18 protein-coding genes and 2 pseudogenes are annotated in these 22294 nt (G+C 57.1%); 11 read left to right on the forward strand and 9 right to left on the reverse strand.

Annotation, left to right across the window (positions count from 1 at the left end):
- Nucleotides 1-96, forward strand: a pseudogene (locus ERD84_RS16135) (DUF2818 family protein); the annotation flags it as partial.
- Between the two features lie 240 nt (nt 97-336).
- Nucleotides 337-543, forward strand: a pseudogene (locus tag ERD84_RS16140) (DUF2818 family protein); the annotation flags it as partial.
- Here ERD84_RS16140 and ERD84_RS07740 read toward each other — a convergent pair.
- Nucleotides 458-2956 carry a DUF3772 domain-containing protein gene (locus ERD84_RS07740; protein WP_245150642.1) on the reverse strand — a complete coding sequence of 833 codons (2499 nt, stop codon included), beginning with the start codon at nt 2954-2956 and terminating at the stop codon, nt 458-460. The pseudogene ERD84_RS16140 and the gene ERD84_RS07740 overlap by 86 nt on opposite strands.
- A 144-nt stretch (nt 2957-3100) precedes the next feature.
- Between ERD84_RS07740 and serB the strand changes: the two genes are divergently transcribed.
- Nucleotides 3101-3952: a phosphoserine phosphatase SerB gene (serB, locus tag ERD84_RS07745; RefSeq protein ID WP_130039067.1), complete on the forward strand. Its 852-nt coding sequence runs from the start codon at nt 3101-3103 to the stop codon at nt 3950-3952.
- A 14-nt stretch (nt 3953-3966) separates the two neighbouring features.
- Here serB and ERD84_RS07750 read toward each other — a convergent pair whose 3' ends face one another.
- On the reverse strand, nt 3967-4818 hold the full coding sequence (locus ERD84_RS07750) for a helix-turn-helix domain-containing protein (protein WP_209019821.1): 852 nt from the start codon (nt 4816-4818) through the stop codon (nt 3967-3969).
- A gap of 40 nt (nt 4819-4858) precedes the next feature.
- Nucleotides 4859-5239: a nuclear transport factor 2 family protein gene (locus tag ERD84_RS07755; protein WP_130039068.1), complete on the reverse strand. Its 381-nt coding sequence runs from the start codon at nt 5237-5239 to the stop codon at nt 4859-4861.
- A 121-nt stretch (nt 5240-5360) separates the two neighbouring features.
- Here ERD84_RS07755 and ERD84_RS07760 point away from each other — a divergent pair, with 121 nt between their 5' ends.
- Nucleotides 5361-5756 (forward strand): DUF1330 domain-containing protein, encoded by a 396-nt coding sequence (locus ERD84_RS07760; RefSeq protein ID WP_245150643.1) that lies wholly within the window; start codon nt 5361-5363, stop codon nt 5754-5756.
- Nucleotides 5757-5816: 60 nt separating this feature from the next.
- On the opposite strand, the gene ERD84_RS07765 is transcribed toward ERD84_RS07760, so the two are convergent.
- A complete protein-coding gene (locus tag ERD84_RS07765) occupies nt 5817-6131 on the reverse strand; it encodes an ArsR/SmtB family transcription factor (protein ID WP_130039069.1) in 315 nt (104 codons plus the stop codon).
- 48 nt (nt 6132-6179) lie between these two features.
- Here ERD84_RS07765 and ERD84_RS07770 point away from each other — a divergent pair, with 48 nt between their 5' ends.
- Nucleotides 6180-6998, forward strand: a complete 819-nt coding sequence (locus tag ERD84_RS07770; RefSeq protein WP_245150644.1) for an alpha/beta fold hydrolase — start codon at nt 6180-6182, stop codon at nt 6996-6998.
- A gap of 103 nt (nt 6999-7101) precedes the next feature.
- The gene (locus ERD84_RS16170) at nt 7102-7353 is read left to right on the forward strand and encodes a nuclear transport factor 2 family protein (RefSeq protein WP_371743171.1); all 252 of its coding nucleotides are present in this window, start codon (nt 7102-7104) and stop codon (nt 7351-7353) included.
- On the opposite strand, the gene mfd is transcribed toward ERD84_RS16170, so the two are convergent.
- Nucleotides 7286-10750 (reverse strand): transcription-repair coupling factor, encoded by a 3465-nt coding sequence (gene mfd / locus ERD84_RS07780; RefSeq protein WP_130039071.1) that lies wholly within the window; start codon nt 10748-10750, stop codon nt 7286-7288. The two genes, ERD84_RS16170 and mfd, sit on opposite strands and share 68 nt — an antisense overlap.
- Before the next feature lie 30 nt (nt 10751-10780).
- Here mfd and ERD84_RS07785 point away from each other — a divergent pair, with 30 nt between their 5' ends.
- Both ERD84_RS07785 and ispF read left to right on the forward strand, forming a co-directional pair.
- Nucleotides 10781-11557: an IspD/TarI family cytidylyltransferase gene (locus tag ERD84_RS07785; protein WP_130039072.1), complete on the forward strand. Its 777-nt coding sequence runs from the start codon at nt 10781-10783 to the stop codon at nt 11555-11557.
- A 19-nt stretch (nt 11558-11576) separates the two neighbouring features.
- Nucleotides 11577-12059, forward strand: coding sequence for a 2-C-methyl-D-erythritol 2,4-cyclodiphosphate synthase (ispF, locus tag ERD84_RS07790; RefSeq protein WP_130039073.1), 483 nt, complete (start codon nt 11577-11579; stop codon nt 12057-12059).
- A 27-nt stretch (nt 12060-12086) separates the two neighbouring features.
- Here the strand turns inward: ispF and ERD84_RS07795 are convergent, their stop codons facing one another.
- Genes ERD84_RS07795 through ompR form a run of 3 tightly spaced genes read right to left on the reverse strand, consistent with a single transcriptional unit; the run spans nt 12087 to nt 14829 of the window.
- The gene (locus ERD84_RS07795; protein WP_130039074.1) at nt 12087-12635 is read right to left on the reverse strand and encodes a peroxiredoxin; all 549 of its coding nucleotides are present in this window, start codon (nt 12633-12635) and stop codon (nt 12087-12089) included.
- A 21-nt stretch (nt 12636-12656) separates the two neighbouring features.
- On the reverse strand, nt 12657-14060 hold the full coding sequence (locus ERD84_RS07800; protein ID WP_130039075.1) for a sensor histidine kinase: 1404 nt from the start codon (nt 14058-14060) through the stop codon (nt 12657-12659).
- 34 nt (nt 14061-14094) lie between these two features.
- Nucleotides 14095-14829 carry an osmolarity response regulator transcription factor OmpR gene (gene ompR, locus ERD84_RS07805; RefSeq protein ID WP_013742819.1) on the reverse strand — a complete coding sequence of 245 codons (735 nt, stop codon included), beginning with the start codon at nt 14827-14829 and terminating at the stop codon, nt 14095-14097.
- A gap of 243 nt (nt 14830-15072) precedes the next feature.
- Between ompR and tsaB the strand changes: the two genes are divergently transcribed.
- Entirely contained in the window at nt 15073-16311 is a 1239-nt protein-coding gene (gene tsaB / locus ERD84_RS07810) for a tRNA (adenosine(37)-N6)-threonylcarbamoyltransferase complex dimerization subunit type 1 TsaB (protein ID WP_130039076.1), read from the forward strand.
- Nucleotides 16311-17201 (forward strand): uracil-DNA glycosylase, encoded by an 891-nt coding sequence (locus tag ERD84_RS07815; RefSeq protein WP_130039077.1) that lies wholly within the window; start codon nt 16311-16313, stop codon nt 17199-17201. Before tsaB ends, ERD84_RS07815 begins: the two co-directional genes overlap by 1 nt.
- On the opposite strand, the gene lplT is transcribed toward ERD84_RS07815, so the two are convergent.
- Entirely contained in the window at nt 17195-18502 is a 1308-nt protein-coding gene (gene lplT / locus ERD84_RS07820) for a lysophospholipid transporter LplT (RefSeq protein WP_130039078.1), read from the reverse strand. The two genes, ERD84_RS07815 and lplT, sit on opposite strands and share 7 nt — an antisense overlap.
- 259 nt (nt 18503-18761) lie before the next feature.
- On the opposite strand from lplT, the gene smc reads away from it, so the two are divergent.
- The gene (smc, locus tag ERD84_RS07825; protein ID WP_130039079.1) at nt 18762-22286 is read left to right on the forward strand and encodes a chromosome segregation protein SMC; all 3525 of its coding nucleotides are present in this window, start codon (nt 18762-18764) and stop codon (nt 22284-22286) included.
- Nucleotides 22287-22294 lie beyond the last annotated feature (8 nt).

A 22294-nucleotide genomic window follows, 5' to 3' on the forward strand; every position in this document is an offset into this window, starting at 1 on the left:
ATGAACCTATCATTTGCTGTCTGGACAGTCATCGTGCTGTCCTTGCTCACTGCCAATCTGCCCTTTGTCGTGCAGCGTCCCTTTCTGGTACTGCCCTGGACGCAGGCCGGCGAACCCCAACGCCCCTTTTGGTTGCAATGGGTAGCTTCCCTGGTCTTTTTCGGCCTATTGCTGGGGCTGGCCTACGCGGGCTTTTTTATGATCGGGCGCGCTTTCTTCATGGCATCCGATTTGGCTTCAGTCGCGCTGTTCGTTGGCAAGCTGGCGCTGGTATTCGGCTTGACTGCTTTGTTGCTGGCTTTTCCAGGCTGGCACAATCGCAGCCATGACATACACAAGTCTTTCTTGGCGCGCTTGCTTGAGGTGCTGGTATTTTACGGCTTGGTTGGTACGCTGGGTTTTGCCTTTGAAGTAAACATGGGTAATGCCTTTAGCCAAACCTGGGAGTTCTATGCCGTTACACTGAGTCTGTTTCTGGTGCTTGGCTATCCCGGCTTTGTATTCCGCTACCTGATGCGCCGTCCGAAACGTAAGTCTCTTTAAGCACCATGGCGGGCGGGTTGATGAGTGTCAGCTTGTTCGCCTTGAAGCGCCGCAACAACTCAAACAGCAAGGCACTGCGCACCCTGTAGGCAGCACGGGGTGTATGCACATACCCGGTTGCGTTGAAGATGAGGCCGGTGGTTTCAACGCCTTCCAGCATGACGTCCGGGGCCGGATCGTCCAGAATATCCATATTGTCGGTAAAAGCGGCAAGTATCAAGTCGTGCACTTGATCGGCGTTGCTGTCTAGCGGCAGGGCCAGCTTGATCTGGACTCTGCCTAATGGGTTTTCATGTGTGACATTGCGCACGATCTTGGTAATGAACTCCGAGTTTGGAACAATGATCGTAGAGTAGTCGGCCATCTGGATTTCAGTCGCGCGGACATTGATTCGGCGAATATCGCCTTCGACACCGCTTAGTGTGACCCAGTCGCCTACTTTGACCGGGCGCTCGGCCAGCAGAATCAGGCCTGACACAAAATTCTGTACGACTGCTTGCAAACCAAAGCCTATGCCCACCGACAAGGCGCTAGCTATCCAGGCAACGCGCTCCAGGCCTATGCCTACCGCTGAAAGCGAAAGAGCGATAACCAGAACATATCCCGCGTAGCCAAAAAGCGTTGCGGCTGACAAACGCATGCCAGGATCGAGACTGGTGGTGGGGAGGTACTGGCGGGCCAGCCAGACCTGGACTATCTTGACCGCAGCAAACCCTATCAGCAAGACCACGAGTGCGAAAACCATGGTCGCCGGCCGTAGCTGGATTTCGCCTATGGCTATGCCGTTATGGAGATAATCCAGGCGCTGCAACCAAGCGGCGGGCCCGTCGCCAAAAGGGGCCGCCAACAGCACCAGGGCGAGTAACAGGACCAGCAGGCGGCCTGCTCCGGCCAGCAGGACTATGACCTGGCTGCGTACGCGCGTCATGGGCCTGGCATAGTGCTCGTCACCTGTATTGCGTTTGATGGCGGCCAGTATGCTTTCACTGCCGTCTTCGATCAGGCCGTTGAGCAGATAAGCCGAACCCAATACGATAAGGACCCATGCCGTTTGCCTGCTGATGAAGCTGCCCAGCGCAATATAGCCTAGTGCAAGGCATGCGAAGCTAATGATGACCGCTGTCCAGACCAGGCCTCTAGCGAAAAAATATCCGGCGGGCATCGGTGCCGGCGCAGGTTCGGAGGCGACAGCGTGGGGGTCTGGGGCAGGAGGTCGCCGCAGGCGGGTCGCACGACGCATGGCATGGGCCAGCAGCGTACCCAGTATGAGCGTCATGAGACTGTTTTGCACGACGGTGGCTGCCAGGCTGGCATTGACCAATGTGGCCAGTTTTTGGGCCATCCAGCCGGCAGCCAGGGTAATGGCAAGCACAGCCGGGTACCACCGCAGCCCGCTGGCCACTGGGTCAGGTAGAGATATCAGCCGCCATGTAGGCCTGTCGGCAGAGAGCAGCGCACGGCCCAGGCCGGTCACAAATCCGGCAAAATATGCAGCGCCAGTGGCTTGGTTCAACAAGCCGTCCAGATCGCCCGGCAGGGTAGACTGCGCATTGATGCCGGCGTGGATGATTTCGGCAATGGCGCCTGGCGTTACGGTTGCCAGTGCAAGCTGAGCGGTGGCATAGAGCGAACGCCGTAAGCGGCCGGGTGCCACGCGAGTAGTGGTCAAGGTCCAGAGCAGTCGTCCGGCCAGCTTGCGCACGATAATAATGACGGCGATGCCCAGCAGTACGGCCAGCCAGATAGGCTTGCCTTGCTCCTGGGCAGCGGTTTTCAATTCCTTCCATACAGGTTTCAAGCTGTTGATGTCTTGGGGCAGCAGCGTTCGCAGCTCACCCCAGAAATCGTCGTCGAGCACCGAATTGCTGCGCTTACCCAGTTCGGCCTGGAACTGGGCGCGCCGCAGCTGCAGGATGCGCACGTTGGCCTGTCCGGCTTCGACATCGATAAGGCGGGCCAGCTTGATCTGGGCATCCAGCAGGCTGACATTTTTGGATAATTCACGTCGCTGCGTGGCAACGTCTGGAGCCTCTGTGATGCCTGTAGCGGGCTCGCCCAGTTCGGCCAGGCGCGCCTGCATGCTGGCCAAGAGGGGTTCTAGCGTGGACTCGGCTTGCTGCGCCTGCTTGGAGGCCTCTTGTGCCGTATCGCGCAGGCGTAGAAGTTCGCTATCTTCCAGAGGCTCCTCAGCCGCCGCATCAAGATCGTTTTGCAATGCATCGATTTGTGCGCGCACAGTATCGAGTGTTTTGCTGATTTCGGCGGGAGAGCCCTGGTCTTGCGCGTAGACAGGTGCGATGGCTGTGAAAAAAGCGAGGCATAGCACAAGCAGGCAGCGCATGAGTGCCGGGCACCATCTTTTGAGCATGGCCTGCATGAGCAGAGGCCGACTGGAACAATGAGTTGGAGTCATTGATTTTTATACGAAAAGAACTAGCTTAGCACTTGGAGGGGGCAGGGGGAATGCGGAGCGTAACGGTGCCGTTCATATTGCTACTTGCTGCGGGTAAAATGGCGGCTTGATCATTTGCTTTATCAAGGCTTACCGTAATCAGCTATGACTCATCTTATTTTGCAGGCTCCCAATCTTGTTTCCGCGAATATTGAAAAGATAGCGGCTATCGCCAGCGCAGCAGGGGTGCAGGAGTTGGGCAATACTGCCGTGCGTCTGCTCGATGTCGACGACCAGGCGCGTGCCGAAGTGCGGGCCTGCTGCGAAACTTTCGGTATGGATTACGCTTTTTTCGAGCAAATTACACGCCTGCGCGATTGCCGGATACTGGCCATGGATATGGATTCGACGCTCGTCAATATCGAGTGCATAGATGAAATTGCCGACATGGTGGGGCGCAAGGAACAGGTTTCGGCTATTACGGAAGCGGCCATGCGTGGAGAAATCACTGATTTTTCTGAAAGTTTGACGCGGCGGGTGGCCTTGCTGAAAGGGGTTCCCGTTTCTGCGCTCGAGCAAGTTTATAGCGAGCGTTTGCGCTTGAATCCGGGTGCTGAAAACTTGATTGCTACAGCAAAGCGAAACGGCCTGAAGACTTTGCTGGTCTCAGGTGGGTTTACCTTCTTTACCGAGCGCCTGAAGGAACGTCTGGGCCTGGATGCTTGCCATGCCAATGTGCTGGAAGTGGCCGATGGTGTGCTGACGGGCCGAGTGCAGGGCGATATTGTTGATGCACAGGGCAAGGCTCATCATTTGCAGGCGCTGGCTACGGAATTGAGCGCCAGTGCAGAGCAAATCATTGCGGTTGGGGATGGCGCCAATGATTTGAAGATGATGGCGCATGCGCATTTTTCGGTGGCGTATCGGGCCAAGCCTGTGGTGCGCGAGCAGGCTCGTTATGCTTTGAATGTGGCTCCGCTGGATGGTATTTTGAATTGGTTTCGGTTAAGCCATTGATTGGGGTTCGAACGCTAGCTCCTGTAGCGCGTCTGAAACCAGCTCGCAGTAACTGCGTCAGCTGGAAAGAAAGATTCGATCCGCAACTCGTGTACAGTCACGTCGTGCGGCGTACCTATGGTGGCGATCGAAGTGAATAAATTCAATGTCATACCGTCCTTATGGATTTGCATCGGCAAGAATGGCAACGCAAGCGTATCAAGATTAGCTTGGCGGGTCGCCGCATTGATCCCAGGCATGGCTGCCAGTTCGCTGAGAAGGGCTGCTGCTTCGCTAGCAGGACCATCGCTCATTGCTTCGCGCTGAATCCAGTGCAATAGATCTGCGCAGACATCCTCCCAATTCTGCAGGTGATTGCGAATACCATTCGGGTCGAGCATCAATTTAAGGACATTGACTCCCTCGCTTCGCAACGGCGTGCTCTGCGGTGTATCTAGCAACCAGCGTATCATGCCTAACGCTGGTGCATTTGCCATCACAAGATTCCAAAGGCGATCGACCACCAGTGCGGGATACGGTACTTGCTGGGCCAGCATGAAGTCCAGTGCCTGCTTCACTGGCACCAGCTCAGGATCGGATAAACTGCGCTCTCTGTACGCCGGGGCATAGCCTGCTGCCAGGAGCATCCCGTTGCGCTGCCGCAGCGGGATGTCGAGAATAAGCCCCAGTTTCACGACCATCTCACGGCTGGGTTGCGAACGACCGCTTTCAAGAAAGCTAATATGTCGCTGCGAAATGCCGCTTGTCGTTGATAATCGAAGCTGGCTGTAGCCTCGCTTGCCCCGCCAATAGCGCAACGCTGCGGCAAAATCAGTAAAGTAGCAGCTCGTATCCACACTATGCCGCATCGGCTCTTGTTGATCCATTTATTCTCCTGGCTGACTGGCGGACGCTGGATCAGCGGCTTCAGGAAGGCATCTTGTCGAGGAAGCCTGTAATCCGTTCGATCCGTCCATCGGGCGCGATGACCGCGATGTCGGTCCCGCGCGCTACCGGGCAGGCATCATCTTTCCCAAGAGACCACGAAAAGCGCAACACCTCGTGATGCCCGTCCGGCTTCCCAGACACGCTAAAGCTTAGACCAGAAAACTGCGCCTGGGCAACGCTGATCATCGCATCGAGCGCTTGGTGGCCGGTGGACTGCGTGAGCGGGTCAATGTAGCTGGCATCCGGCGTAAATGTTTGTTCGATCAACGTGCGCCGGCGCGTCGGATCACTTTCATTCCAGATATGCACATATTGTGTAGCAATTTCGGCTGGGGTGTTTGGAGGCCTATTGGTGGTCATGGAATTCTCCGTTGAAATTACCAGGTCCTTGAGGACTTGTTTGTCGAGTGCGACAGCGACATTTTGGAGGGCCACGTCAGTTTGGTCGATTACCCGTCAGGTAATCGATTCGCCGGAGTCTATGCTGGAAAATACCGTAATGCTATCGCAACACGGTGTTGCCTTCTTGTCAGCGTCAATCAACATGGAGCTATACATGCCAGCCTATGCCGTCGGAATTATTAATGAAACACGATTGAGTGGCGCTATTCGCGACTATCTGGAGCACATCGACGCGACGCTTCAACCGTACTTAGGAAGATTCATTATTCATGGTGGGCCATATCTGCCGCTGGAGGGTGAACCAACGGGCGACTTGATTGTCATCGAATTTCCAAGCCTGGAGCTTGCTTCGAGCTGGTATGACTCACCGGACTACCGGGCGATTAAGCCGCTAAGAATGGAGAACAGCGTCGGTATAGTTTTTCTCGCCCCTGGTGTGCCACCAGCCCACCGCGCTATCGACATTCTTGTTTAAAAGGTTCGCTTCGAGTCGACTAGGGCTTTGGTCATTGACCATAGTCGAACCAAAGTGGATCTATGCTGCAGTCGACAGCTGCTGTTGCAACCATGCCAGATAGTCTTGGATCACCGCTTCATCTCTTTTGCAGTATGACCACTTCTGGTGCTTGCGAACGATGATGAATCCTGCCTGCTTCAGGATATCCAGATGCCTGCTTGTCGTCGGCTGCGATATATTCATTGCCTCAGCGATCAAGGTCATGCAAACCCCGAATTCCTCGGGGTTTGCTGACCACTGATGTCCGAAGTGTTTCTTCGCATCGGCTAAATACCGCAAGATTGACATACGGACTTCGCTGGCCATCGCCTTAATTTGCATTGAACGTTTCATCCACCTATTATATCGTCACTTAGCGAATTAACGATATGAGAGACGCTTGTGCTGAATTTACCGAATACGTTGATGATCGAAGGAAATGCTGTCAGATGGGGGAAATCCGGTGACGGGCCACCTCTCGTGGCCATTCATGGAACACCATTTTCTTCACAGGTATGGCGCAGGATCGTGCCGCAGCTTGTCGATCGCAGAACCGTCTACTTCTTTGACTTAGTGGGCTATGGGCAATCCGAAATGCGAGAAGGTCAAGATGTGTCACTCGCCGTGCAAAACAAGGCGCTTTCGGCGTTGTTCAATGAGTGGGGCCTTGAACGCCCTGATGTTTTGGCGCATGATTTTGGCGGCGCTACCGCTTTGCGCGCCTACTACTTGGACGGGCTACGCTACGCCTCCCTGACGATATTTGACGCTGTTGCCCTGGCTCCTTGGGGATCGCCCTTAATCCAACACGTTCGCAAGCATGAGAACGCTTTTTCGGGGATGCCCGACTACATGCATCGCGCACTCCTGAAAGCGTATTTGCAGACGGCAGCGTGTAACCCTCTCTCTGATGAAGCGCTCGATGTCTACAGCAGACCCTGGTTGGGCCTGATTGGCCAGCCAGCCTTTTATCGGCAGATTGCGCAGATGGATCAGAAGTACACAGATGAGCTTCAGGAAAGATATCGCGTTATGGACTGCCCGGTGAAGGTCTTGTGGGGGGAGAACGACAACTGGATTCCGTACGAGAACGGTGAAGCTTTGGCTTCTCTGATTTCGGACGGACCCTGTGTCCCAATTAGGAATGCAGGGCATCTTGTGCAAGAAGATCGCCCGGAAGCCATTGTGGCGGCCGTCCTGAAACAGCTCGCCAACACCTGACGGCAGTTCGTCAAGCAATGCTGGCTCGCTGCTATCAACAATCCCTTCAACTCCTTCTGGGGAAGTAAATATGTCGAAGAGTGATATTGAAGTTATCAAGGGAATGTATGAGTGCTTCAATGCGAGAGACATCGGCGGCGTACTTGCCGCGGTTGCCGACGACGTTGCCTGGGCCAACGGCATGGACGGCGGTCACGTTCATGGGCATGAGGCTGTGCGCGACTACTGGACACGCCAACGGGCTGTCGTCAGCCCACCCGTTGAGCCGATAGCATTTCGAGCACGTCCTACACTAACGCCCGCAATACATTCTTCACCGCATCGATACGCGCAGCCACCTGCTGGCCTTGCTTGATCTCCACCTTCAGCTTGTCTTGCCCGGCCAGCTTTACGTCGCGGCGCGTCTGGAGCAATTGAATAATACGTAAAGGATCCACATTGGGCTTGGCCGAGAACTGTATCAGTGCCTGGGCTTCGCTGGCGTCTATTTTATTGATGCCCAGCGGCTCCGCATGAAGCCGCAAACGGTGGGTAGCCAGCAGCGTCTGTGCCGCCTCAGGCAGCTTGCCGTAACGGTCGATCAGCTCTTCCTGGATATGAATCAAATCGTCTTCATGCTTGGCGTGCGACAGTTTTTTATACATGCCCAGGCGTGCGTGGACGTCCGGGCAATAGTCCGAAGGCAGCAGCGCCGAAGCATGCAGATTAACTTCACATAGCGCAGAGAAAGGGGAGTCCAGGTCGGGCTCTTCGCCCGATTTGAGAGCACGTACCGCAGCATTCAGCATGTCGGAATACATCGAGAACCCAATCTCGTGAATATTGCCCGACTGCGATTCGCCCAGCACTTCGCCCGTGCCGCGGATTTCCAGGTCATGCATGGCCAGGAAGAAGCCGGCGCCCAGTTCTTCCATGGCCTGGATGGCCTCCAGCCTTTTCTTGGCATTGGAAGTCATGGCGTCTTCGCCGGGCGTCATCAAATAGGCATAGGCCTGATGATGCGAACGTCCGACGCGTCCGCGCAATTGATGCAGCTGAGCCAGGCCCAGGCGATCGGCACGGTGGATCACGATGGTGTTGGCCGTAGGGACATCAATGCCGGTTTCAATGATGGTCGTGCACAGCAGAACGTTGTAGCGCTGCTGGTAGAAGCCCTTCATGACTTCCTCAAGCTCGCGTTCTGGCATTTGACCATGGGCTACGGCGATGCGCGCCTCGGGAACCAGTTCTTCAAGGCGGGCCCGCCGGTTGTGTATGGTGTCGACCTCATTGTGCAGGAAGTACACCTGCCCGCCGCGCTTGAGTTCGCGCAGCAAGGCTTCGCGTATGGTGCTGTTGTCTTCGCGGCGTACAAAGGTTTTGATGGCCAGCCGCTTTTGCGGTGCCGTGGCGATCACGGAAAAGTCGCGTATGCCTTCGAGCGACATGCCCAGCGTACGGGGTATGGGTGTGGCGGTCAGCGTCAGCACGTCCACCTCTGCGCGTAAGGCCTTCAGGGCTTCTTTTTGCCGGACACCAAATCGGTGCTCTTCGTCGATGATGACCAGGCCCAATTGTTTGAACTTCACTTCTTTCGACAGGATTTTGTGAGTGCCGATAACGATATCTACCTGGCCCTCATTCAAGCCCTTGATGGCTGCCGCCACTTCTTTCGATGAGCGGAATCGCGACAGCTCGACAACCTTGACTGGCCAATCGGCAAAGCGGTCGGCAAAGGTCTGTGCGTGTTGTTCGGCCAGCAGGGTGGTCGGGCATAGCAGGGCGACTTGCTTGCCATTCATGACAGCAAGAAAGGCGGCGCGCAAGGCGACTTCAGTCTTGCCAAAGCCCACATCGCCGCAAACCAGCCTGTCCATGGGGCGACCCGAGGTCATGTCTCCCATGACAGCCTCGATGGCGGCTGCCTGATCAGGCGTTTCCTCGAAGCCAAAGCCTTCTGTAAAGGCCTGATAGTCGTTAGGAGGTAGTTTGAAGCGGAAACCTTCGCGCGCTGCGCGCTGAGCATACAGGGCAAGCAGTTCGGCGGCGGCATCGCGCACCTGTTTGGCTGCCTTGCGGCGTGCCTTGTCCCATTGGCCCGACCCAAGTTGATGCAGCGGAGCGTGTTCAGGGTCGGCTCCGCTATAGCGCGCAATGACATGCAACTGCGCTACAGGTACATAGAGCGTGCTGCCGTTGGCGTATTCCAGGTGCAGGAATTCCATTTGGCCTTCGCCCAGATCCATTTCGATCAGGCCGCAATAGCGGCCTATGCCGTGCTGGGCATGGACGATCGGGTCGCCCTCGCGCAGTTCCGACAAGTCGCGCACCATGGCTTCGACATCGCTGCCATGTTCTTGTGTGCGTTTGCCACGCCGCAGCGTGCGCGCCTGGCTGGGGTACAGATCATTTTCCGTGATCAGCACCAGCGATAAGCCTGTGACGCTGAAACCACTGCTTAGTGGGGCAACAATCAGGGCAAAACGACATTGATTGTCTGAGTTCAGAAAATCCTGAAGTGTTTCGCTACCCGAGTCGGGAACGATGTCGAATTCAGCCAGCATTTGCAGCATGGTTTCACGCCGCCCGGCAGAGTCGGCACATAAAACAACACGCTGGCCGTTCTGACTCAATAACTTGCGCAGGCTGGCAAGAGGGTCTTCGGACCGTCGGGCGACCGCAACATTGGGCGCAGGCTGGAAATCAGGGTGCGATTTCTCAGTGCTCAGGACCAATCGTGCAAAGGCTTTTAGACGGGCGAACAGGTCTTCCTGATCAAGAAATAGCTGTTCGGGTGGCAGGACGGGACGCTCGCGATCACTTTTCAGGAATTGATAACGGCTGTGCGTATCTTGTGCGAAGCGCTGAATGGTTTGGTCAATGTCGCCCAGCGTAACAGTAAATGCTTGTTCGGGCAGATAGTCGAACAGCGTGGCGGTCTGGCTGAAAAACAGCGGCAAATAATATTCGATACCGGCAAAGGCAATGCCGTTGCCTATGTCTTTATAAGGCAGTGCGCGCGACGGGTCGCCTTCAAATACCTCACGGAACCGCGCCCGGAACTGATTGCGCGCAGCTTCGTCCATCGGAAATTCGCGGCCGGGCAATAATTGCACGTCTTTGACCGGGTACAGACTGCGCTGGGTATCTATGTCGAAACTGCGTATGGACTCGATTTCATCGTCGAACAGGTCCAGCCGATAGGGCAAGGCCGAACCCATGGGAAACAGGTCTATCAGCCCGCCTCGTATACAGAATTCTCCTGGCGCGGTAACCTGTGTGACGTGGCTGTAGTTGGCCCGTGTCAGTTGCTTGCGCAAGCCGTCTTCATCCAGCTTGTCGCCCTGTCTGAACGCAAAGGTATAGGCGGCCAGGAATTCGGGTGGCGCCAGTCGATACAATGCGGTGGTCACGGGTACAGTCAGTACATCGACCTGTTCCTGCATCAAAGCGTGCAAGGTGCGCAGACGTTCTGAAATCAGATCCTGGTGCGGCGAGAATCCGTCATAGGGCAAGGTTTCCCAATCGGGTAGTTGTCGCACGCGCAAGTCGGGCGCAAACAGTAATACCTCGTCGGCCAGACGCTGGGCGGCCAACGGGTCGGCGCAAAGTGCCACGACTGTCTTACCGGATGCGCGCGCCAGGTCGGCCAGCCACCATGCGTCGCCCGAGCCGGGAGGCAAGGCCTGCACATGCCTGTGCCCAGGTTTCAAGGCGGCCAGTACGGCTTTGGTTGTGGGAATTGTCAATGAAGGAGCTGTTTCTGTATTCATGTAGCCCACCATTATAAAATGCCTTTCCTTATGTCAAGAAAATTGATTGCTATCGTCCCGGCCGCTGGTATTGGCGCGCGTGCCCAAACAGGGCCTGCGGCGGCAGATCACGACCGCGGCCGCTTGCTGGCGGCCCAGTCCATTCCCAAGCAATATCGTTTGCTCAAGGGCGAACCCATGCTGCGCTGGGCTGTCAAAGCTCTGCTGGCTGATGAGCGTATTGCACAGGTCAGGGTGGCTGTGGCAACGCAGGACACCTGGGTAGAGCAGGCGCTGGCAGGTTTGCCACGCACGGTGTGGCGCCCTTGTGGCGGGCCCAGCCGTGCGGCGACCGTGCTGGCGGCGCTGCAAGAGGCTGGCCTGGGCGATGACGATTGGGTGCTGGTGCACGATGCGGCACGGCCAGGGCTGCCGGCTGGCGCCCTGAAGCGCCTGATAGACGTATGCCTGCAGCGTCGGGCAGGCGGCCTGCTGGCACAGCCTGTGGCCGATACCGTCAAGCTGGCTGGAGTCGTGGGGCTGGACGATGACGGCCCGGAAGGAGGCGTTCGCGAAATGCCGGCACTGGTCGGGGTTGAAAAATCAGTTCCTCGCGAGCGCCTGTGGCTGGCCCAGACGCCTCAGATGTTTCCAGCGGGCCGTTTGGTAGAAGCCTTGCTGGCTGCTCATGCCTCGGTGGATCAGTTCACCGATGAGGCCTCGGCAGTCGAGGCCGCGGGCTATACGCCTTTGCTGATACCCGGATCCGTGCGCAACTTCAAGGTCACTTGGCCCGAAGATTTCGAATTGATGGAAAAGTGGCTTTAAGCACAAAACAGGAGAGGTAATGAGTTTTTCCTTACGGGTAGGGCAAGGGTTCGATGTGCATGCGCTGGTTCAGGGGCGTCCGCTAATCATAGGCGGTGTGACGATTCCGCATACACATGGCCTGCAGGGGCATTCGGATGCCGACGTTCTGCTGCATGCGATTACCGATGCCATACTGGGCGGAGCCGGCCTGGGCGATATCGGGCGCCATTTTCCTGACACGGATCCGGCCTATAAGGGGGCCGACAGTCGGGTGTTGCTGCGGGCTGCTTACGATAAGGTGACGCAGGCCGGCTGGAAAATCATCAATATAGACGCCACCCTGCATGCACAAGCGCCCAAAATGGGGCCGCATGTGGCTGCGATGGCCGCCAATATCTCCCAAGATCTGGCCATCACGCCGCAAGATGTGAATATCAAGGCCAAAACCAATGAAGGCTTGGGCTATCTTGGTCGGCAAGAGGGCATTGCCGCAAACGTCGTGGTGTTGCTGACGGCATAAAGGCGCCGGTAGGGCGCTGCTGCTTGCCTACAGCGTGTCGCCACCCACCGAGCGGTTGCAGGCGCATAGTTCTTCGGTTTGAATGCCGTCAAGCACGCGCAGTACTTCTTCGGGGTTGCGTCCTACGCTCTGATTGTTGACCGACACATGCTGGATGATGTTGTCGGGGTCGACGATAAAGGTTGCACGCAAGGCTACGCCTTCCAGTTTTTCTCGTATGCCTAGTTGATCAATCAGGGAACCTGCGGTGTCACCAAACTGATAATGACCCAGCTTGCTCAGCTCGGCATGCTCGCGACGCCAGGCCAGCTTGACGTATTCATTGTCGATCGATCCGCCCATCAGGACGGCATCGCGGTCTTCGAAGTCTTGCGTCAGGTTGTTGAAGCCGACAATTTCGGTAGGGCATACGAAAGAAAAGTCTTTGGGGTAGAAATAGATGACTTTCCATTTGCCGGGAAATGAGCTTTCGGTAATGTCTTCGAAAGCTGAAACGCCGTTTTCCTCGTGCAGATTGAAGCCAGGTTTGACGCCCGTTACTTTGAATGGGTCGAGCTTATCGCCTACTGTTTTCATACAGAACTCCGTATTGACGCACTACGCTTTGGATCCGGGGCGGCCTGAGCTTGCTTCTTTGCTGCGCACTTTAGGTAGTTCTATGCGCGCAATCAGGCCGCCCGATGGTTGTGAAATAAGTTCAAGCGTACCATCTACCTGGCCCAAAAGGCGCTCGACGATGGCCAGCCCCAACCCGGCTCCGCTTACACCAGTGCGTGCAGATTCTCCGCGTGAAAACGGACGCAGTAGCCGTTGGATATCGGTAGGCGCTATGCCTGTTCCCTTGTCCTGGACTTCAATGGCGACAATACTGCCTTCCTGCCTGGCGACAAGCTGTATGTGCGCGCGGTCATCAGCTGGAGTGCGGCCGTAACGCCGAGCATTTTCGATGAGGTTGCTCACGATGCGTTTCAGGTCGTGAGCATTGATTCGTGCATAGAGATGGGAAGCGATGTTGGCCTGGAGCTCGTCTCCGAGTGATTCGGTATGGCTGCGTTCGCGCTCGAATACGTCTTGCAGTACCGAGGACACATTGATGCCCTGCTCGGGCGCAGCGGCGGCGGGCCTGGCGTACTCCATGAGCTGGCCAATGCTGTGGTCGATTTGGCCCAGATCTTCGTCTATGGCCAGGCGGGTTTCGTCGCTGACGTCGCTCAGTTCGATCTCCAGGCGCATGCGTGCCAAAGGTGTACGCAAGTCGTGTGAAATTCCGGCAAGCATGATTTCGCGATCGGCTTCGGTTTGCCGTATGTCGCGCGCCATCCGATTAAAGGCGATGTTCATGTCGCGAATTTCGGCAGGTCCTTTTTCAGGTAGCGGAGAAGGAGTTTCACCCCGTGCCAACTGCTGGGCAACCTTGGCCAATTGCGCCAGCGGGCGGTTGACAAAGCGGGCGCTGACCGCTGCGCCGATCAGGGCAAGCAGAAGCGCGGTGGCGCCCCAGCCAAACCATTCGACGCCGGAGGTCAGCCCCAACTGTTCGCGATCGAAAACCAGCCAGTAGTGGTCATTGTTGATGTCGAAGCTGACCCATATGCCAGGTGTGTTGTTGACCGTCCACATGACGCGCGTTTCAGACCCCAGGCGCTGCTTGATTTCAGCAGCGACGTGATTCCAGTAATTGGAATCGGGTAGCGGCTCAAGGGTGTCGGTGGGCTCCAGAGGCTGTACCCGCAGACTTTCTTTGGTAGCCAGGTCCAGCAGCAGGGCGGGGCGCACGCTGGTTGGCGCGTATATGAGTGCACTACGGGTAATGCTGACCGCCGTAGTGACACGTTGGGCCATCTGGGTCGCGCGCGGCCCTTCCTCCATGCTGAAGAACACCTGCAGCCACGCGACCAGGCTCACCAGCATCAGACCTGCAAGTAGCAGGAAAGAGCGGGTGAACAGGCCTAAGCGGAACCGCGATTTGATCTTGGTTCTGGGGTTTTGCGGTAACGGCATGAATGAACGCTTGCTGATCTACACTCGCAAGCGATCAATGGCCGCCATCAGGGACGAATACATAGCCCAGCCCCCATACCGTCTGGATGAAGACGGGTTTGGAAGGATTGGGTTCAACCAGCTTGCGCAGTCGTGAAATTTGCACGTCGAGGCTACGGTCGAAAGCTTCGTATTCGCGTCCGCGTGCAAGCTCCATGAGCTTGTCGCGCGATAACGGTATTTTGGGGTGACGGGCAAATACCTTGAGTACGGAGAACTCGCCTGTTGTAATGGGTACCTGTTCGTTGTTGCGCGTAAGTGTGCGCGTGGACAGATTCAATACGTAGGGGCCGAATTCGATAGACTCGTTTTCCTGGCTGGGGGCTCCTGGATGCTCTTCGGTGCCACGACGACGCAAGATAGCATTGACGCGTGCCAGAAGTTCGCGTGGGTTGAAGGGTTTGGACAGGTAGTCGTCGGCACCCATTTCCAGGCCCACGATACGGTCGATTTCTTCGGCCTTTGCCGTCAGGATGATGATGGGGGTGTTGTCGTGGCCACCACGCAAACGGCGGCAGATGGACAAGCCGTCTTCGCCGGGAAGCATGAGATCAAGCACGAGCAAGTCGAAATGCTCGCGCTGCCATAGTTTGCCCATTTCTTTGGCGTCTTCGGCGACAAAAACATTGAAACCCTGTTCCGTCAGGTAGCGGCGCAGGAGATCACGTAACCGAGGGTCGTCGTCGACGACAAGAATTTTTCGGGCGAGAGATTGATTTTGTGTGTTCATGGGGAAAATGTAACAGGGTCGAGTTGAGCCGTACAGAGCATGTAGCAAGATATTACACATTAAGCGTCTGGTAGAAAAGACGGTTACATTTTAGTGTAAGTACTTGAAGTAACTCTGTTTTGGCTGGAATGTTACCGGTCGTTTCTGCTGATTTTATACGTTAAAGGCCTGAATTGGTACTATTTCAATGGCTACCGCCAGTCGGCTGTCGCTGCCTGGGTCTTGCGTCTAAAATGACGGCCTATGACTTTACACCTTCTTGCCTTGGAAACCTCATCCAGCCTGTGTGGCGTTGCGCTGCTGTCCCGGGGGGATGATGGGGCAATCGACCTGAAGCTGCTGGAACACGATGCCGTGTCCGAACACGCTGAACGCATGCTACCCATGGTCGATGAGCTGCTTGAACTGGCTGGTATCACCCCCAACCGCCTGTCGGCTGTGGCGTTCGGGCAGGGGCCGGGCGGCTTTACGGGGCTGCGCGTGGCTTGCGGCGTGGCGCAGGGCATGGCTTTTGCCCTGGACATCCCGGTTATCCCCGTGCCGTCCCTGCAGGCGGCTGCCGCACGCGAGCATATTGCGTTGTCAGGGTCGGCGCCTTTGCAGATCGTAGTGCAGGACGCACGCATGGGCGAAATATACTTGGCCGCCTATCAGGCTGGTCTGGATTCGGGGCGAGCTGCATGGCAAGAAGTCCAGGCTCCGATTCTGCTTGACGCTGCCCAGTTGGGCAACTGGCTGGATTTTGCCGCCCAGGCCTGGGGGCTGGCCCACAGCCCGGGTGCGCGCCTGCTTGGGGACGCCATTCAGGCTTGTCCCGCCTTGGCCGATATCGCCAGCGGGCGAGACTGGCTGAAAGTCGGCGCTCCCCTGCGTTCCGATGCCTCAAGCGTGGCCAGGCTGGCCCTGCAGGTATGGCAAGAGGGGGGCGGCATTGCTCCCGAGTTGGCGGCTCCTCTGTATGTCCGCGACAAGGTTGCCTATACCACCATGGAGCGCGAGCTTGGGGCGGGCGGCAACCCCAGGGCGCCAGAGGGCTTCATCGTTCTAGAGCGCATGCAAGCAGCCCATCTCGATGCAGTTACCGATATCGAAGCCTCGGTGCAGGCCTTTCCCTGGACGCGCGGTAATTTCGCCGATGGGCTGCAGACGGGCTATGATGCATGGGTGGCCATGCAGTCGGGCAAGGTCGTGGGTTTTTGCATGACAATGTTGGCGCCCGATGTGGCGCATTTGCTGGTAATTGCGGTGTCGCCTGCTTGCCAGAGCGCGGGCGTAGGCACGCAACTGCTGCGCCGCTGCGAACAAGAAGCCCTGCGACGTGGTTTGGGTACCATCGTGCTCGAGGTCAGGCCATCCAACGAGAAGGCACTGCGTTTCTATCGGCACCGTGGGTTTGAGTTGCTGGCGACGCGCAAAGATTACTACCCGGCCGAGCATGGCAAGCGTGAAGATGCCTGCGTCATGACGAAAAGGTTGGTGTGATGCAAAACATACGCGCCCAGGCGCCGCGCCTGAATCGCCTGCAGCAAGCCTGGCTGCAAGAAATCGGGCTGGACAGACGCATGCTGGCACAGTATGTCACGCCAACTGCTGCGCCGGTGGCGAAGCGCGCACCTCAAGAACCCACCGAACAACCGCAATCGCTGCAGCCGTCGTTGCAACCCTTGCAGCAGAAGCCAGCAGGCGGTGGTCTGCAAGCGACCCGAGAGCTGCTTCGTACACCGCCGCAGCCCAAAGCCGGGAAGCCTGCAGCTCAGTTGCCTGATGCGCCGCGTGCGCCTGTGCCTGAAACCTGGCAAGCATTGATTTCCCATATCGACGAATGCCGTGCATGCGGGCTACACATGGGGCGCAGCCATGCGGTTTCTGGCTCGGGGGCCGAGCACGCGCCCGAATGGCTAGTTGTGGGCGAGGCGCCGGGCAGCGTCGATGACCGCACGGGTCTGCCTTTTCAAGGCAAGGCCGGTCAGCTCTTGCAAGCCATGCTGGCCTCTATACAGGTCACCGAACAGACACCGGTTTTTTTCACCAACGTGATCAAGTGCCGCCCCTTGGGCAACCGCCCGCCCACTCAAGAAGAAATCTTGGCATGCATGCCTTATTTACAGCGTCAGATTGCGTTGCTGAAACCGCATAGAATTCTTGCGCTGGGCAGTCTTGCGGCGCAGGCTTTGCTGGGTTTGCAGGATGATCTGGAGGCCTTGCGCGGGAAGGTACATTCTGTGCGCAGCGAAGCCGGCCAGGATATTCCGGTGGTCGTTACTTATCATCCGACGGCGTTGCTACTACGCCCCCAACATAAGCCCGATGCCTGGCGCGATTTGAATCTGGCGCGAGGCATGCTGACGCAGCAAGGTGCCAGCACTCAATGACGTAGCGCCTGCCCGTGGCCGTGCTGCCCTATGGTGTTCTTCAGACCCGGGTTGGCACGATGGTTCAGCCGATTCCAATGAATGAACACCAGCATCAGCCCCGATACCATCAGGCCGAATAGGATAATGATGGCATTGATGGGCAGGTCCAGCCAGAGCATGAGACTGTACAAGGCCAGCATCAGCAGAATGTTCAGTTGTTCGTTGAAATTTTGCACGGCAATCGAGTGTCCGGCTGACAACAGCACATGGCCGCGATGCTGCAGCAAGGCATTCATGGGCACCACAAAAAACCCCGATAAGCCGCCTACGAGCAGCAGCACGCTGTAGACTGCCCAGGTATCGTGCACGATAGGCATGAGCATGACGGTAAAACCCATGATGACACCTACAGGCAGCACAGAAAGCGCCCGCTTCAGCGGGACGCGACCGGCCAGAATGGAACCCGCCACAGTGCCTACGGCAGCAACGCCCATCAGGATTGAGGCCTGGTCCAGGCGGTAGCCCAGATGCTTGGCCCCCCATTCAATAACGATAAACTGCAGGGTGGCGCCAGCGCCCCAGAACAGAGTGGTAACTGCCAGCGATATTTGCCCCAGCTTGTCGTGCCACAGAATGCGGATATATCCCCTGAATTCGCGGATCAGTTTCAACGGATGGGTTTGCTGGCGAGGGTAGCGTACGTGAGTGAGCGGTATGAGCAGGTTGGTGGCCGCCGCCAGGAAATATACGATGGCAATGACCAGAATGGCGGCTTCAGTGCGTGTCTGCGCCAGGTGGTGTATCCATGCATGAGACTGCAGTGCTTGCGATACGGTTGGGTGAATCAGTATGCCGCCTACTACGGTGCCCACAATAATAGACAGCACGGTCAGGCCTTCTATCCAGCTATTGCCCTTGACCAGCAGTTCTGGCGGCAGCATTTCGGTGACGATGCCGTACTTGGCCGGTGAGTAAGCAGCGGCGCCGATACCCACCAGAGTATAGGCGCAGAAAACCAGCAGAAGCTGATCGGTATTGCTGGGACCAAAGCTTTGATAGCTGAACATCAAAAGGCAACCGCACACCTTGATGGCGTTGGTGATGAACATGACCCTGCCCTTGGGAAAGGAGTCTGCAAAGGCTCCGACAAAAGCGGCAAGAATGACGTATGCCAGGGCGAACCACCATTTCATCATGGGGGCCATCCAGTCTGGCCCGCTCAGATCGGCAATCAGGGCAATCGCGGCAATCAGCAACGCATTGTCGGCCACAGACGAAAGCGCCTGGGCTATCATGACCAGATAAAAGCCTTTTTTCAATGGAAATCCCGGCAAGTAATGGAAAGGGTATTGCGCTTGCTTTCAATGGCAAGAAAATGTTAGCGAGTATAGCGGTTGCTGGTTCGCCAAATCGAAAATAATAGCGCAGTTTGGTTTCAAGACCGGGAATGCACTGCGGTGTGCGTTATCATACGAGCCGATTGCAAGCCAGAATAAAGGGCTGCCTGTTTCATGCTTCAGTAGCCTCTTTGTCTGAAATGGCGGGGTTTTCCGACTCATTTTTTATTGTTCGCTTATTGTGCGCCTGACCCAGATAAAACTAGCCGGTTTCAAATCCTTTGTCGAGCCGACAGTCATTCCTACGCCCAGTCAATTGGTTGGGGTAGTAGGTCCCAATGGCTGCGGCAAATCCAACATCATCGACGCGGTCCGCTGGGTGCTGGGGGAAAGCAAGGCGTCCGAACTGCGCGGCGAGTCCATGCAGGACGTCATCTTCAATGGCTCGGGTCAACGTAAGCCGGCTGCGCGAGCGTCGGTGGAGCTGGTTTTTGATAACTCTGAGGGCAGGGCGACCGGACAATGGAGTACTTATTCCGAGATTGCCGTCCGGAGGGTACTGACCCGTGACGGCACTAGCAGCTATCTGATCAACAATCAGCAAGTGCGCCGGCGCGATATCCACGATATTTTCCTCGGTACAGGCCTGGGCGCACGGGGCTATGCCATTATCGGTCAGGGCATGATCAACCGCCTGATCGAAGCGCGGCCAGAAGAGCTGCGGGTGTTTCTTGAAGAGGCTGCGGGCGTATCGCGCTACAAAGAGCGGCGCCGCGAAACCGAAAATCGTCTGGGCGATACACGCGAAAATCTGATTCGGGTCGAAGACATTCTGCGCGAGCTGGGCAGCCAGCTCGAAAAATTGGAAATACAGGCTGAGGTTGCCTCGCAATATCGGGCCCTGCAAGAGGATGGCGAGCAAAAGCAGCATGCACTGTGGCTTCTGAAAGAAGACAAGGCCAGGGAAGACCAGAAAAGCAAGTTCTTGGCGATTGAACAGGCACAGACCGAGCTTGAAGCGGCCACTGCCAGCCTGCGTGCCGGAGAGGCCGAGCTTGAGTCGCGCAGGCAGGCACACTACGCGGCAGGAGATGCAGTGCATGCGGCCCAAGGCCTGCTCTTTGAGGCAGGTGCGCAGGTCAGCCGTCTCGAGGCCGAGATTCGTCATGTGGTGGATGCGCGCAATCGTGTGCAGTCGAGGCGCGGGCAATTGCAGCAGCAAATGCAGGAATGGGCCGATCAACAAACCCATTGCACCGAACAGATCGCCCAGTCTGAAGCCGACCAGGAAATTGCAGCTGCGCGCACCGAAGAGTTGCGGGCACAAGCCGATGAAGCTCAGGGGCTTTTGCCCGATATAGAAAACAAGGTGCGTGCGGCGGCACTTTCCCGGGACGAAATGCGTGGCGTATTGGCCAAGGTCGAGCAAGAACTCGCCCTGGTGGCACAATCCCAGCGTGATTCCGACCGGCAGCTGCAGGTGCTGGAACAACGCCAGGAACGGCTCAACCAGGAACTACGCGGCTTGAATGCTCCCGACCCGGCCAGTGTCGAGCGTCTGGCGGGCGATAGCGCCGCCATCGAAGAGCAGCTTGAAGAAGCGCAGGCGCAACTGCTGGAGCAGGAAGACCGTTTGCCCGGACTGGATGAGCAGCGCCGTCAGGCGCAGGCCCACGCACAGGAAGAATCTCAGGCTGTATCGCGCCTGGATGCCCGGCTGGGCGCATTAAGCAAGTTGCAGGACGATGTGCAGAAGCAGGGCGCGCTCGAGCCCTGGCTGGCGCATCACGAATTGAACAGCCTGGGCCGGTTGTGGCAAAAGCTGCATATAGAGTCAGGATGGGAAACCGCACTGGAGTCGGTGTTGCGTGAGCGCATGGCTGGCCTGGAGCTGCGCCAGCTCGAGCACGCCCGAGCCTTTGCCGGTGATGCGCCACCCGCCAGGCTGGCTTTTTACCAGTTGCCGGCTCCAGCGCCTGCGCCGGCTGTACCTCAGGGCATGCAGCCTCTGGCCGAGCTGTTGCGCATCAGTGATCCAGATCTGCGCAGTTTGCTGAACGACTGGCTGGCTCAGGTGTATGTGTGTGCCGATGTTGAAAAAGCCCTGGCCCTGCGTGCCGACCTGCCTGCCGGCGGTCTGTATGTCGTTCAGGAAGGGCATTTGATCGATCGGCACAGCATTCGCTTTTATGCTGCCGACTCCGAACAAGAGGGCCTGCTGGCACGCCAGCAGGAAATCGAAAATCTGCAACGCGATCTCAAAGCACGGCAATTGATCGCCGATGAAGCCGTAGGCGCAGTCGCGCGTGCCGAAAACGCCTGGCAGCAAGTTGCATCATCGCTGGTGCCGGCGCGCCAGCGCGTGGCTGAGCTGACACGCCGTCTGCATGATGTACAGCTTGAATACTCCAAGCTCAAACAGCAGGCCGAGCAATCCGATGAACGGGCTGGTCGTATCCACGAAGATCTGGCAGAGATCAAGCTGCACACAGAAGAGCTCATGGCCACCAAAGAAGAGGCCGAGGCCCGCTTTGAAGCGCTGGATATTCAGCTCGGCGAGCATCAAATGCGGTTTTCTGATGCGGAAATATCGGGCGAAGGCTTGCAGGAGCAGGCCGAGCAGGCCAGGCAACGATTGCGCGACCTCGAGCGTAGCGTGCACGAATCCGAGTATGCCGAGCGTGCCCTGCAGACCCGGCTCGCAGACCTGAAACGCAACCTTCAATTGGCGGGCGATCAGGCGCAGCGCGCACAAGATGAACTTGAAGGTCTGCAGGGCGAACTTTTCGAACTGGATGCCTCGGCATCGCAGGCGGGCTTGCAAGATGCATTGGCCCTGCGTGCCGAGCGCGAGGAAGCGCTCAATCTTACCCGCATAGAGCTTGATAATCTGGCTGCCACGCTGCGCACTGCCGATGAAGAGCGTGTTTCCATGGAGCGCTCGCTGGAGCCGCGCAGGGCTCGCATCATGGAGTTGCAATTGCAGGAACAAGCAGCGCGCCTGGCCATTGAGCAGTTTGCCGAGCAACTGGACGGGCACCAGGTCGATCGCGATCAGTTGCGTCAATTTCTGGCGGAGCAATCTGAAGAATGGCGTCGCGCCAATTGGCTGCAATCCGAGGTGCAGCGGATTTCGCGCACAATAGAAGGCCTGGGCTCCGTAAATCTGGCAGCACTTGATGAATTGAATACTGCCCGTGAGCGCAAAGGCTTCCTGGATTCGCAGCACCAGGACCTGACCTTGGCCATCGAAACCCTGGAAGACGCCATACGCAAGATCGATCGTGAAACGCGTGCTTTGCTGCAAGACACCTTTGATACGGTCAACGGCCATTTTGGAGACCTGTTTCCACGTCTTTTTGGTGGCGGAGAAGCCAGGCTGACAATAATCGGTGATGAAATCCTCGATGCTGGCGTCCAGGTCATGGCACAACCGCCAGGCAAGCGCAACAGCACCATCCATCTGCTGTCAGGTGGTGAAAAAGCATTGACAGCCACCGCTTTGGTGTTTGCATTGTTCAAGCTGAACCCCGCCCCATTTTGTCTGCTGGACGAGGTCGATGCACCGCTGGACGACGCCAATACCGAGCGCTATGCGAACCTGGTGGGCAGCATGAGCGAACAAACGCAGTTTCTGTTCATATCCCATAATAAAATTGCCATGCAGATGGCAAAACAGTTGGTGGGCGTTACCATGCAGGAGCAGGGTGTATCGCGCATTGTCGCGGTCGATATCGACTCCGCCCTACAATTGGCCGAGGCCTAAGATGAACA

Origin of the sequence: Pollutimonas harenae (assembly GCF_004153685.1) — a bacterium.
In the GTDB taxonomy this organism is placed as follows: domain Bacteria; phylum Pseudomonadota; class Gammaproteobacteria; order Burkholderiales; family Burkholderiaceae_B; genus Pusillimonas_C; species Pusillimonas_C harenae.

Excerpts from the sequence above, each read along its gene's own strand:
- ERD84_RS07740 (WP_245150642.1), bottom strand. The coding sequence starts at position 2,956 with ATGACTCCAACTCATTGTTCCAGTCGGCCTCTGCTCATGCAGGCCATG.
- serB (WP_130039067.1), top strand. The coding sequence starts at position 3,101 with ATGACTCATCTTATTTTGCAGGCTCCCAATCTTGTTTCCGCGAATATT.
- ERD84_RS07750 (WP_209019821.1), bottom strand. The coding sequence starts at position 4,818 with ATGGATCAACAAGAGCCGATGCGGCATAGTGTGGATACGAGCTGCTAC.
- ERD84_RS07755 (WP_130039068.1), bottom strand. The coding sequence starts at position 5,239 with ATGACCACCAATAGGCCTCCAAACACCCCAGCCGAAATTGCTACACAA.
- ERD84_RS07760 (WP_245150643.1), top strand. The coding sequence starts at position 5,361 with ATGCTGGAAAATACCGTAATGCTATCGCAACACGGTGTTGCCTTCTTG.
- ERD84_RS07765 (WP_130039069.1), bottom strand. The coding sequence starts at position 6,131 with ATGAAACGTTCAATGCAAATTAAGGCGATGGCCAGCGAAGTCCGTATG.
- ERD84_RS16170 (WP_371743171.1), top strand. The coding sequence starts at position 7,102 with ATGTATGAGTGCTTCAATGCGAGAGACATCGGCGGCGTACTTGCCGCG.
- mfd (WP_130039071.1), bottom strand. The coding sequence starts at position 10,750 with ATGAATACAGAAACAGCTCCTTCATTGACAATTCCCACAACCAAAGCC.
- ERD84_RS07785 (WP_130039072.1), top strand. The coding sequence starts at position 10,781 with ATGTCAAGAAAATTGATTGCTATCGTCCCGGCCGCTGGTATTGGCGCG.
- ispF (WP_130039073.1), top strand. The coding sequence starts at position 11,577 with ATGAGTTTTTCCTTACGGGTAGGGCAAGGGTTCGATGTGCATGCGCTG.
- ERD84_RS07795 (WP_130039074.1), bottom strand. The coding sequence starts at position 12,635 with ATGAAAACAGTAGGCGATAAGCTCGACCCATTCAAAGTAACGGGCGTC.
- ERD84_RS07800 (WP_130039075.1), bottom strand. The coding sequence starts at position 14,060 with ATGCCGTTACCGCAAAACCCCAGAACCAAGATCAAATCGCGGTTCCGC.
- ompR (WP_013742819.1), bottom strand. The coding sequence starts at position 14,829 with ATGAACACACAAAATCAATCTCTCGCCCGAAAAATTCTTGTCGTCGAC.
- tsaB (WP_130039076.1), top strand. The coding sequence starts at position 15,073 with ATGACTTTACACCTTCTTGCCTTGGAAACCTCATCCAGCCTGTGTGGC.
- ERD84_RS07815 (WP_130039077.1), top strand. The coding sequence starts at position 16,311 with ATGCAAAACATACGCGCCCAGGCGCCGCGCCTGAATCGCCTGCAGCAA.